The organism is Pseudomonadota bacterium, from assembly GCA_039033415.1.
Lineage (GTDB): Bacteria > Pseudomonadota > Gammaproteobacteria > Xanthomonadales > SZUA-38 > JANQOZ01.
The window spans coordinates 24,045-36,009 of the sequence record JBCCCR010000028.1; the positions used below are offsets into that span (position 1 = coordinate 24,045).

7 protein-coding genes and 1 pseudogene are annotated in these 11,965 nt (G+C 61.5%); 5 read left to right on the forward strand and 3 right to left on the reverse strand.

The features are described from left to right. Positions 1–104: 104 nt before the first annotated feature. Together AAF358_20410 and AAF358_20415 are read left to right on the forward strand one after the other, a co-directional pair. Positions 105–2,939: an EAL domain-containing protein gene (locus tag AAF358_20410; GenBank protein MEM7707926.1), complete on the forward strand. Its 2,835-nt coding sequence runs from the start codon at positions 105–107 to the stop codon at positions 2,937–2,939. A gap of 15 nt (positions 2,940–2,954) precedes the next feature. Continuing rightward, the gene (locus AAF358_20415) at positions 2,955–5,786 is read left to right on the forward strand and encodes an ATP-binding protein (protein ID MEM7707927.1); all 2,832 of its coding nucleotides are present in this window, start codon (positions 2,955–2,957) and stop codon (positions 5,784–5,786) included. A gap of 32 nt (positions 5,787–5,818) precedes the next feature. Here the strand turns inward: AAF358_20415 and bfr are convergent, their stop codons facing one another. The 3 genes and pseudogenes from bfr to AAF358_20430 all read right to left on the reverse strand — a co-directional run bounded on the left by bfr (position 5,819) and on the right by AAF358_20430 (position 7,210). Beyond that, positions 5,819–6,298: a bacterioferritin gene (bfr, locus tag AAF358_20420; protein MEM7707928.1), complete on the reverse strand. Its 480-nt coding sequence runs from the start codon at positions 6,296–6,298 to the stop codon at positions 5,819–5,821. A 151-nt stretch (positions 6,299–6,449) separates the two neighbouring features. After that, on the reverse strand, positions 6,450–6,674 hold the full coding sequence (locus AAF358_20425; protein MEM7707929.1) for a (2Fe-2S)-binding protein: 225 nt from the start codon (positions 6,672–6,674) through the stop codon (positions 6,450–6,452). A 62-nt stretch (positions 6,675–6,736) separates the two neighbouring features. Next, a pseudogene (locus AAF358_20430) lies at positions 6,737–7,210 on the reverse strand (RNA pyrophosphohydrolase). A gap of 230 nt (positions 7,211–7,440) precedes the next feature. Here AAF358_20430 and AAF358_20435 point away from each other — a divergent pair. The 3 genes from AAF358_20435 to pepQ all read left to right on the forward strand — a co-directional run bounded on the left by AAF358_20435 (position 7,441) and on the right by pepQ (position 11,963). Further along, positions 7,441–9,999, forward strand: a complete 2,559-nt coding sequence (locus AAF358_20435; protein MEM7707930.1) for a DUF1631 family protein — start codon at positions 7,441–7,443, stop codon at positions 9,997–9,999. A gap of 132 nt (positions 10,000–10,131) precedes the next feature. Continuing rightward, positions 10,132–10,482 carry a PilZ domain-containing protein gene (locus AAF358_20440; protein MEM7707931.1) on the forward strand — a complete coding sequence of 117 codons (351 nt, stop codon included), beginning with the start codon at positions 10,132–10,134 and terminating at the stop codon, positions 10,480–10,482. Between the two features lie 161 nt (positions 10,483–10,643). Then, positions 10,644–11,963: a Xaa-Pro dipeptidase gene (gene pepQ, locus AAF358_20445; protein MEM7707932.1), complete on the forward strand. Its 1,320-nt coding sequence runs from the start codon at positions 10,644–10,646 to the stop codon at positions 11,961–11,963. Positions 11,964–11,965 lie beyond the last annotated feature (2 nt).

The following is an 11,965-nucleotide window of genomic DNA, read 5'->3' on the forward strand; positions in this document are numbered from 1 at the left end:
CAACTAATGCTATATTTATCAGCCATTTGCTGTGGATATCGAGAGAAAAATGAAGGTGGCAGCCAAGTTCTGCTCAAAGTGCGTGCAAGACTCGGGGCGTTGACGTGAGCAGCGACTCGCAACAAAGCCGCGACGCACAGCTGCGAAAAGCGTTTCAAAAGACGCTGCCCCGGCGCATCGGCGGCGTCCAGCGACGGCTGCGAGCGCTGGCCGAAAACGGCTGGGACATCAATACGCTGCACTTGATATTCGTTGAAATTCAGCAACTTGCCGGATCCAGCGGCAAGTATGGTCTCGTCGAGGCCAGCGAACAGCTCTCGGCGCTGGAGATCGTGCTGGGTTCGTACCTGAGCGGTGCGGGCCTGCCTCAGCAGGAGCAGAACGAAGAAATCCTCCGCCTGGTAGGCGAGCTCGACCAGATTAGCGGCGGCGCAGATCTCGAAGATCTCGATGTCAGCCAACCGACGGTTGTGGCCAAAATGATCGCCACTCCAAAGCTGGCCGACCCGGTGGTGTCTCCCTCCGGCCTGCCCGCGCTCGAAAACATTCCCAACTGGGTCAGGCCCCCGGCGGAGTTTCTGCCGTTTGAACCCAACGCGGTGCGTCCGTTTCATCGGCTCTCACCCGGCGGGGACGACGATCTGGCCGCCCCCCTGGAACAGACCAGCGACCCGGAACTCAACCGGCTCGCCGAAGAAAACCTGAACCTCGAGCTCGGCGATATCGCCAGCCAGATCATCACCGGTGACGAGCAGTTCAACGTTCAGGAATCCGATCAGATCAGCAACGACTGGAAGCGGGACGCGGCCAAGGCGCAGCAAGCGGAGCCCACGCCGGCAGAACCCGAAGACACAGCGCCAGCTGAAGTGGCTGAACCGGTTCCTGAGCCAGAACCGACCACCCGAACCCTTTACTACCTGCATCGCGACAACGACCACTCGAAGCTGCTCGCCGCCGACCTTGGCCGCAGCTTTGAGGTCAACTCGTTTGCCGACGTCGACGATTTTCGCGACCAGCTTAGCGCGATGGGCCCAGATGCCGTGCTGATCGACGGTGTGTTCATCGACGAGATTGAGACCCTGGGACCGCTGGTCAGGAAGATCCGGCGCAAGCAGGACCGGCCTATGCCCATGCTGGCCTTCTCCGAAGCCACGGACGTCGCGCAGCGCTTGAAGATCCTGCGCGCCGGCGCCGACGCTTTTATGAAAAGCACCGCCAGTTCGCGAGATGTGCAGCGTCGTCTCAGCGAGCTGATGCGCGATCCGCAGGACGACCCTTATCGGGTCCTGATCGTCGAGGACGATCGTTCCCAGGCGATGTTTGCTGAGTCGATTCTGCGCAAGGCCGGCATGGCCGTCAAAATGGAACGCAATCCGCTGCAGGTGCTCGACCACCTTGAGGAGTTCAACCCGGAGCTGATCCTGATGGATCTTTACATGCCTGAATGTGACGGCATGGAGTTGACGTCCATCATTCGCGAGCGGGACGACTTCATCAACACGCCCATCGTTTTCCTGTCCGGTGAAAGCAACACCGACAAACACTTCGACGCGCTTCTGGCCGGCGGCGATGACTTTCTGTCCAAGCCTATCCGACCGCGGCATCTGATCCAGGCGGTGACCAACCGCGTGCAGCGAGCCCGAGCACTGGCACGCCGCAAACTCACGCGCGCCGAGCCAGATACGGTCACCGGCCTGGCCGATCGGCCGCAGCTCCTGGAACGGATCAATGACCTGCTCGCCGAAGCCGACAACGACCATTCCGATCATCCCGGCGGCGTGCTCTACGTCGAAATTGACGACCCATTCGATCTACGCCAACGGCTCGGGTTGGGCGGCTTTGAAATGGTCGCCGATCAGCTGGGCCCGCTGCTCAGCAGCGAGCTGGGCAGCAGGGACATGGCCACCCGCTACGGCGACAACGCCTACTGCCTGCTGCTGGCAGACCGAAGCGTTGAGGCGCTGAAAAATGCCGCCGAGAAGTGTGCTGAGCGAATCGCCAGCCAGCTTTTTCAGACCGGGGATGGTACCACCAACATGTCGGCCTCCATCGGCGTGTGCCAGCTCACCAGCCAGTTTGCGGACGCCGGCGCGCTGATCTCGGCTGCGGAACGGGCCTGCAATCTGGGTTACAGCAGCGGCACGTCGCGGGTCAACGTCCAGGAACTGGCGCTGGATTTCTCTGAAGAAAGCGATGACTCAGTGGCGCTGACGCTGGAGCTGGCGCTGGACAAGGATGACCTGCAGGTGCTCTTTCAGCCGATCGTCTCGCTGCGGGGTGACGCCGAGGAACAGTACCAGGCGCTGGTGCGGGTCAACGGCGATGACGGCAAGCCGATCGCCGCCTCGCGCCTCATTCCGGCGGCTGAGCGGCATGGATTGCTGGGGCGCATCGATCACTGGATGCTCAAGCGGGCGCTGGCGGTGCTCGACGAACGCCAGCGGCTGGAGCGACCCATCCGGCTGTTCGTCAACCAGTCTGCGCACTCGCTCACCGACCGGGAAGTGCTCCCGAGGCTTTACAAACAGTTGCAAACACGCGGTCTTTCAGCCTCTTACCTGGTGCTAGAGTTCAAGCTGCCGGAGATTGCCAACCGGCTGAAAGCAGCGGTTCAGCATTGCCGAAAGCTGCAGGAAATCGGCGTTAAGGTAGCGCTGGGTGCATTCGATGGCAGCAACACCGCCTTCCAGACGCTCAACCACCTGTCGGTGGATTACGTGAAGCTGCCCGCTTCGGATGAGGACGGGGCGCTGGGGAAAAACCTGACGTCGGTGATCGATCGACTGCATCACACCGGCCAACTGGTGATCATTCCGGCGATCGAGGATGCACGAACGGCGGCAAGGCTTTGGCAGACCGGCGTGGATTTTATCCAGGGATATTTTGTACAGGCGCCGGAAGCGGAGCTGGCGTACCAGTTTAACGAGTCGCAAATTTGAATATTGGGGACACCTATGGCGCAGGACGGACTTTACACCTCCACCGCTGACGCCCAGCACAGCACGCGGCTGAGCGCGGAACGGGTGCGGTTCATGTACCGCATGTCGGGCTTTGGCACGGTGGCGGCGACCGCGGTTGCGGCGCTGGTGGGACTGTACTTCTGGACCCAGAAGGAAAGTGCCGTCGCGATCGCGCTGGTCATCTACTTTGCGCTGATCGCGCTCGCTCGCGCGGTGGTCTTCCTGCAATACCGCAAAGCGGACGACGTTGAAACCAACCCAGACTCCTGGATCCTGGCCGCGACAATCACTATGGCGTTCAGCGGCCTTGGCTGGGGCGCTATGTCCTGGTTCCTGTTCGATCTGGATCTCCCGAGCAGTGCGCTGATTGTGTCGGTGGTCGCAACCTCCATGATTGTGTCCGGCATTCTTCTGCTGGCACCGTTTACCCGTCTGATGGTGGCCTTTGCCCTGCCCTCAGCGGCGCCGCTGCTGATCAAGCTCGCCACCAGCAACGAGATGGCCTTTTGGGTCACCGCGGCTGCCTTTGTGCTGGTGCTGGGAGCCGTGTACCTGTCGGCGTTGCGGCTGCAGAGCGGCCTGCGTCAGTCACTGCACCACGCGCTGGAGAACCGTCGGCTCGCCAAGGTCATGGCGCAGTCTAAAGACGAGCTGGAGAGCCTCAACGAAGAGCTGTCCAGCAATATCGATCGCCGCGCGCGCATCGAAGAAGAGGTCCGGCAGGCCAAACGGGCCGCCGAGGCGGCGGTGATGGCCAAAGACGAGTTTCTGGCCACCATGAGCCACGAGATCCGCACGCCGCTCAACGGCATCCTGCCGATCCTCGACATCCTCCGCAGCACCGAGCTGAACGAGACCCAGAAGGACTACCTCAACACCGCGTTCCAGTCTTCCAAGCATCTGCTGTCGATCATCGACGACATCCTCGATTATTCGAAGATCGAGGCGGGCAAGCTGGAGCTCGAAACGGTTGGCATGAACCTGCGGGAGCTGCTCGATTCGGTGCTGCGCCTGATGAACTCCAGCGCACGCAAAAAGGGCCTCGACCTTCGGGTGCGCATCGAGCCCGGCGTCCGCATTGCGCTGCGCGGTGACCCGGTCAGGCTCCGCCAGGTGCTGACGAATCTGGTCAGCAACGCGATTAAGTTCACCGACCAGGGCCAGGTGGAAGTCACCGTCAGCAACCGCAGCGAAACCCGGGAGCAGACGGAGCTGCTGTTTGCGGTGAAAGACACCGGCATAGGGATGGACAAAGCCACGTCCGACCGGCTCTTCCGGCCGTTTTCGCAGGCTGACGCGTCCACTACCCGCACCTACGGCGGCAGCGGTCTTGGGCTGGCGATCTGCAAGCGGCTCGTCGAGCTGATGGGCGGACGGATCGGGGTTAAGTCAGAACCGGGTTCAGGCTCGGTTTTCTGGTTCTCCATCCATCTGAAAAAGTCGGTAGGCGACATTCAGGCCGACCGCAAGAGCCTGCAGGATGCGCGCATCCTCCTGGGCTGCGGCGACGAGGCGCTGCGTCAGCGCGTCGGTACGTTCTTTGAGGGCTGGGGCTCCGGCGTGACGGTGGCCTCCAACCTTCGCGAGGTGGCCGCCAAGATCAAAGACTCCCTTACCCTCGGCGGTACCTGGGCTTACGATGTGATGGTGCTCGACGCACCGTCGCTCGGAAATCAATCCGCCGAGCTGATCCGCAGAATCCGTCGCGACTCGCGGTTCAACTCGATGAACATTCTGGTCCTGAATCGCGACGGCATCCTGCCCGAGCCGCTGGCGGACTTTGAGGATATCGCCGCGGCCGACCGCAGCAGCGCACAGGGCCAGTTTCACGAGGCCATCGAAATGCTCCTGCAGGGCGGCGAAGAACTCGAACGGCCACCGACGCTGGGCGGCGAGGACATCGGCTACGGCGATCAGTACGAAGCCGATGAGGAAGAAACCGCCGCCGCGACGCCGACACCGGCCAAGGCCGAGGACAGCAAGCCGGGTGGCCGGGTGCTGCTCGTCGAGGACAACCCGGTCAACCTGCACGTTGCGCAAAAGCTCCTGTCGCTGATCGGGGTGGAACACGACGTGGCCAAGAACGGCAAAGAGGCGATCCGTCAACTGCATGAAAACAGGTACAACGCGGTGCTCATGGACTGCATGATGCCGGTGATGGACGGCTATTCCGCCACTCGCGAATGGCGGAAGTTTGAATCGGAGAAGGACCGCGAGCGGGTGCCGATCCTGGCGATGACGGCCAACGCCATGGCGGGCGACCGACAGAAGTGCCTCGACGCCGGCATGGACGACTACATGGCCAAGCCGCTGAATCGGCAGCTGCTGGAACAGATGCTCATGCGCTGGTTGACCGAGCCCGCGGCGCCGCAGCTCGACCCGGAGGAAGAGTCAGCGCCCGCTGTCGCACCAGCTGCCGAGCAGGCTAATGAGGACCTGCCACCCGGCGTGGCGGTGCTGCGGCCACGAAAGAAAGCCGCTGCCCAAAAATCGGTGCTGGACCGTCAGGTACTCAACGACCTGATCGACATCATGGGCGACGAGTACGTCGACCTGATAGAGGTTTATCTCGAAGATACGCCCAACTGTATCGGCCAGCTGGCTGAGGCGGCGGACGCCGACGACATCGACGGCCTGATTGCGCCGGCGCATTCGCTGAAATCAACGAGTGCCAACCTGGGCGCTATCGGCCTGTCAGAGCTGGCCAAAGCCGTTGAGCATGGCGCCCGCGAGGGCACCATCGGTGACGTCGCGCAGAAGCTTAAGGCGATTCAGTCAGAGTTTGATCAGGTAGCTGCGGAGTTGCACGACATCAAGGCCTCGTAGCAGGCCGCCACCCCGCTGCACCGGCGGTTGGATCAGCCCTCTTTCGGGCTGATCTGCGTCTGCTGGTAGTTTTCCAGACCCACCTTCTCGATCAGTCCGAGCTGGGTCTCCAGCCAGTCCACATGCTCTTCTTCGTTATCGAGGATCTCTCGGAACAGCTCCCGGCTCACGTAGTCGCGGACGGAATCAGCATAGTTGACGGCCTCACGGAGATCGGGGATAGCCTCCATCTCCAGATCGAGATCGCACTGCAGAATCTCAGGAACCGTCTCGCCGATACGAAGCCGACCGAGATCCTGCAGGTTGGGCAGGCCTTCGAGGAAGAGGATCCGCTCGATGAGCTTGTCCGCATGCTGCATCTCTTCGATCGACTCGTGGTATTCATAGTCGCCCAGCTTGTCCAGGCCCCAGTCTTTCAGCATGCGAGAGTGGAGAAAATACTGGTTAATCGCGCGAAGCTCGTTATAGAGGATCTTGTTGAGATGCTCGATGACCTTGGAATCGCCTTTCATTGTGTTCAGCTTCCTTGAATTGGTGAGGACCAGACTCGGTTTCAGCCGTGATCTTATACCGAGGAAGCGTAGTCGAAGTGTGAAAAATAGTCGAGCACAAGAAAACCGCCAGCTAACGGCAGTCTCGAAAAAAGCGTTTGTGCTGCTTTACTTAAGCTGGGCTTAAGTTGTGCAGGTTTAGAACGTCGAGCACGTGGCCCGGACCCTCGCTGCGGTGCTCGTCGAGCAGGCTGATCGCCGTATCAACGCAGCTTCCACAGTTCGTGGCGCATCCCGTCTGAGCCCGCAGATCGCCAATACTCGACGCTCCGCCACGAATGGCTTCGCGGATCTGCTTTTCGGACACAGCATTACAAACGCAAATAATCACGTTCATAATTAAAATGCAAACACGAATGATTGTCAATAAGAAACTGAGCGGCTGGCCTGTTTTTCGAGCACCGGGGCGAGCATCGGCTCAAAATGCGTCAGCGCCCGCCGGTAAACCGGGCGTTTGAAGTGCACCACGTTTTGCGCCGGGTACCAGAAGTCGACCCAGCGGAAAGAATCAAATTCGGGGCTATCGCTGTGATCCAGACGCAACGCGCTCTCGCTGGCGACCAGCCGCAAAAGAAACCAGACCTGTTTCTGGCCGAGACAGGGCAACCGTTCGGTTCGACGGCGCAGACGTTGGGGCAGGCGATAGCGGAGCCAGCCCGGCGTTGCCCCGAGCAGCTCGACATCCTGAGTCGCTAAGCCGGTCTCTTCCTCGAGTTCCCGGTACATGGCCTCCTCGGGCGTTTCGTCGGTGCGCATGCCCCCCTGCGGGAATTGCCAGCCGTCCCGGGTGATGCGTCTGGCCCAGAACAGCTTGCCGTCTTCCCGGCTCAGAACAATGCCGACGTTTGGACGAAAGCCGTCCGGATCGATCATCTACTTCCTCCACTGCTCGATCGATTGTTCCACGGGCGACCGGTTTCGGGCAAGTCGTCCCAGCGCCCTTTTGAAGACCTTTGTGTCAAACAATGTGACTGCCAATAGCTGCTGACGAATCAAGACCTTAAAGCTGCTATGCTTGTGACCGATAACAAGGCGGAAACCGCCAAAAAAAGTCTACCCCGGATACTGATCGAAAGAAGTCCATGTCCAAGGTCCCATCGAATATGTCTCAGGATCAAAACGCGGCGCTGGGTGCTCTTCCGAAGAGACCAACCGAGCTGCTCAGCGCCTGTGAGCGGGACCTGATCAAACACCTGCTGACCTACATCACGCCGGCCTTCGAAGACACCGACAAAGCGCTGTTTGATCAGGCGGCCAAAGCCGCCAGCACGGAGGGGCAGAATCGGCTGTTTGAGGCCATGAACACGATCAAGGGTAAGAAGACCTTGTTCACCGAAGCGTTGAGCGAGCAAGTCACCGCCGCCTTCGCGGATTTCATCAAAGGCGCGCCGGAGCCGGAAGACCATGGCCTGACCTTCGGACACAACGAAATGAGCCTCGTGGAGGAGCAGGATCTGGAGGAAGGCCTGGCCATCACGCAGATGGTCAGCAAGGCGGAAATCCGCAATACCCAGGCCATCTACGCGCTAAACCAGCGATTCTCGGTACTCAACCGCGGCCTGCCGGTCAAAAACGATACCAATCCCTGCGGACCGCTCAAGCTGGGCCGCGCGATCCGCAAGGCCGCCGAGTGCATCGAGGTGCCCTCCGGACCCAAAGTACTGCTCTTCAACGCGCTGGACCGCCAGATCCATGCTCAGATTGGCACCTGCTACGAGGAGCTCAACAAGCGGCTGATCGAAGCGGGCGTCCTGCCTAACCTGAAGTTTGAAAAGCCCGCCAAGCCCGCCCGCCGAGCGCCACCGCGGGGCAGCGAGGGAAGCGAACCGGATAGTCCGCAGCCAGCCATGGACCCGGTCAGCAACACGCCGGAGCTCGATTTTTTTGGCCGGGCCACCCAGGGTGTGGCTGACGCCAGCGGCCTGCCCCAGAACGCCACCGATGCCGGTCTCGTTCAGGATATCCGCCAGATGCTCAGCGAGATTGCCGGCCCGGCGGCGCAGGTACCGCCCGCCGGAGTCAGTTTCGCACCGCCGCCAGCGCTACAAACCGCCCTGTCGAGCCTCCAGTCCCAGCTGGCCATGCCCGGCCCCGAACAGGTCGCCGAACTGCTCAGTGCCGCCGAGATCAAGCAGCTGGTTCGCAAGGCGCTGGGCACTGATCCCACCGGCAGACCCATGGCGCTGGCCAATCATCACGCGCAAACCATCGACATCATGGGCATGCTCTACGACCACATTCAGCAGGAGAATCTGCTGCATGAACCGGTCCAGCAGCTGCTGCACCGGCTGCAGCTACCCATGATTCGAGTGGCGCTGCAGGAAGAGAGTTTCTTCGAGGAGCGCGAGCATCCGGCGCGCCAGTTTTTCAACACGATTGCCGACGCCGGCGAGCTGTGGCTCGAAGACGAGCCGCAGGAGTCTCCGACCTTCCAGAAAATGCAGGTTGCCGTCGACCGAATTCTCACCGATTACCAGGACGACCTGAACGTCTTCAAAGAGCTGATCGGCGATCTCGATAAACACATCGGGACCCTCAGCAAGAAAGCAAAGCTGGCCGAAAAACGCCAGGTTGAGCGCGCTCGGGGCCAGGAAAAGCTCGAGCTGGCGCGAGAGCAGGCGCGCAACGAAATGGAGCGCCTGATCAAGAAATATCAGCCGCCCCGCTTTGTTGAGTCTGTGCTGGAGCACCCGTGGACCGACTTCATGGCGCTGACGGCGCTGCGCTATGGGGATGAAGGTGAGCAGTGGAAAGAGGCGCGAAAGGTCGCCAAGACGCTGATTTTCTCGGTCCGTAAGGGCCTGTCGGAAAGCGTCAAAATGAAGCTGCGCAGCAAGGTCTCCTGGCTGACGCAGAAGCTCTCGCATGGGCTGAGCCAGGTCGGCTATTTCGAGCAGGACGTCAAGGTGGTCCTCGGCAACCTCGAGACCTGCCATCGCTGGTCGCTGGCGCCGAAGAAACGCAAGAAGAAAGTTGCGCAGCCGGCGCTTCGCACAGGACCCGGACGCACCGCGAGGCCGTCAGCACCCGCCGCTGAGCCGCCAGCGCCCGCTGAAACCGACCCGCCCGAGGCGGGCGAGGCCGCAACGCCCGAATGGGCTGACGCCGACCCGCCGGCCTCCGCGGAACCGCCGGCACCAGCCGCCGCTGAACCTGCCCCCGAACCGACGGAAGCGCCCACCGAAACCACTGAGCAGGCTGACGCCGCTCCTGGCAGCGAAGACGTTGCCGCGATGGTGGAGGCTGAACCGGAGCCGCCAGCGGTACTCCATGAGCCGGCACCCCGCAGCGAGGCAGGCAGCAAGCTGGCGGAGCCGAGCGTCAAGCCGGTCGCGCGGACGGAGCTTACGGCCGATCAAAAACATAACCTGGCCAAGGTTCGGCTGATGGCCTTTGGCACGTGGTTTGAGCTCAAGCTCGGCGACGACCAAAACTGGATCAAGCGCAAGCTGTCCTGGTACAGCCCCGTCACCGGCCGGTGTCTGTTCGTCAACAACCGTGGCGGCATGGCAGAGGAGCTCAACCTGCACGATTTGGCGATTGCCATGTCGGAGGACCGGGCCCGAGTATTTGAGGCCAACGCGAGGCCGCTGATGGATCGCGCATTTGAATCGATCTTCACCCGGCTGAAGGGGCTGGTGACGAAGAAGTCTACGGCCTGAGGGCGTCGCCCACGGCCATAACGGAAGTCAGGAAAACCAGATATAGCAACCGTACCGACGGTTTCAAAATCGCCGCGGATCGGAACTTCACCAGGGGGAGCTGGTGGCAACTGAGGGAAAAGGTGTCTCCACATGAGTCAACAAGTGAGGGCTGAACAGCGTTCGGCCGCGAGAAAAGAACTGTCGACGATCGTCGACGTGTTCGACACGATGTCCGGAGAGAGGGTTGGCCACATCGGCAACATCTCGCGGTCCGGCATGATGGTCATTTGCCAAAGAAAGGTTGGCGAAGGACACCTGTACCAGCTGGGCTTTACGCTGCCCGAGCCAGAGCCTGCGCCGCCCCGTCAGTTCAACGTGGGCGCAATGTGTCTGTGGTGTTCGGAGGCGGAGTCAACCGGCACATTCTGGGCCGGCTTTGAGGTCATCGATATCGCCGACGACGAGGCGGAAATCCTGGAAGGAATTGTCGTTACCCTTTAGTGTCTTGACCCAGCGCGTAGCCGCGTCGGCCCTGCCCCTGCCACTCGCCGCTGCTGCGCTGCTGCCGCGGCTGACTTTTCCCCGCGGTAGGCCTGCCTGCATGCATATTCTGGGACCCGAGTGAGCGTTATACTGACGCCCCGCTCAGCAAGGACCACAGCATGTCTGCTGCCCAAAGCCACTACGCCGACCATCACCGCCGCCTGCAGGACATCTTCGAGCAGGCAGTCGAAGGCCTGGGGTTTGACGCCGTCGCCATTTACGCCGGCACCGCCAAGATCGCCTTTCTGGACGATTATCATTTCCCGTTCAAGGCCAATCCCCACTTCCTTTGGTGGGCTCCGCTGGAAGAACTGGCCGAGAGCTGGATCCTGGTCAGGCCCGGGGACCGGCCTCTGCTGCTCTACCATCAACCGGCCGACTACTGGCACCTGCCGCCATCCGACCCGGAGGGCTACTGGACCTCACACTTTGACATCACGGTAACCGGAGACGCTCAGGAAGCCCGAAGCGCTTTGCCCGGCGACCTTTCTCGCGTAGCGGTCATCGGCGAGAACCCACCCGACTGGGGCTTTGCTGAGATCAACCCCGAAACGCTGATCAATCGCCTCCATTGGCAGCGCGCGGCCAAATCGGAGTACGAGCTGTGTCTGATGCGCAGCGCCTCAGAGAGTGGCGCCCGGGCCCATCGCGCCGCGGCGAAGGCGTTTGCTGAGGGCGACAGCGAGTATGAGATCCACCTCAAGTATCTGGCTGCCTGTCACCATGCGGAGAAAGAGCTGCCCTACAACAACATCATCGCGCTGAACGACCACGCGGCAGTGCTGCATTACCAAAACCTGTCCCGGGACCGGAGCGGTCCCCGCAACAGCTTCCTCATCGACGCCGGCGCCATGTGCGAGGGTTATGCCAGCGACATCACCCGAACCTATGCCCGCGCTGGAAGCGGCTTTGCTGAACTCGTCAGCGCGATGGAGGAGCGCCAGCAGCAGATGGTGGACGGCGTGCGGGCGGGCGCGTGGTACCCGGAACTCCACCAGCAGGCTCATCAGCATGTGGCTGAATTGCTGGAGCAGTTCGAGCTGGTCAATATGCCGGCCGCAGATCAGCTCGAGGCCGGCATCACAAGTACCTTCCTGCCACACGGCCTGGGCCACCTGATCGGGCTGCAGGTGCATGACGTCGGCGGTCAGCAGGCTGAACCGGACGGCGGCCAAAAACCGCCGCCCGAGACCCATCCGTTCCTGCGCACCACCCGACAAATTGAGGCAGGTTTTGTCGTGACCATTGAGCCGGGGCTGTACCTGATTCCTGCTCTGCTGCAGCTCCTAAAGGAGGGGCCACACAAACAGGCGGTGAACTGGGAGCTGATCGAGCAGTGGCTGCCGTTCGGCGGCATTCGGATCGAAGATGACGTCGTCGCCCGCAGCAGCGGCAGCCCGGAGAACCTGACCCGGGACGCCTTCGCCCGGATCGACTAAGC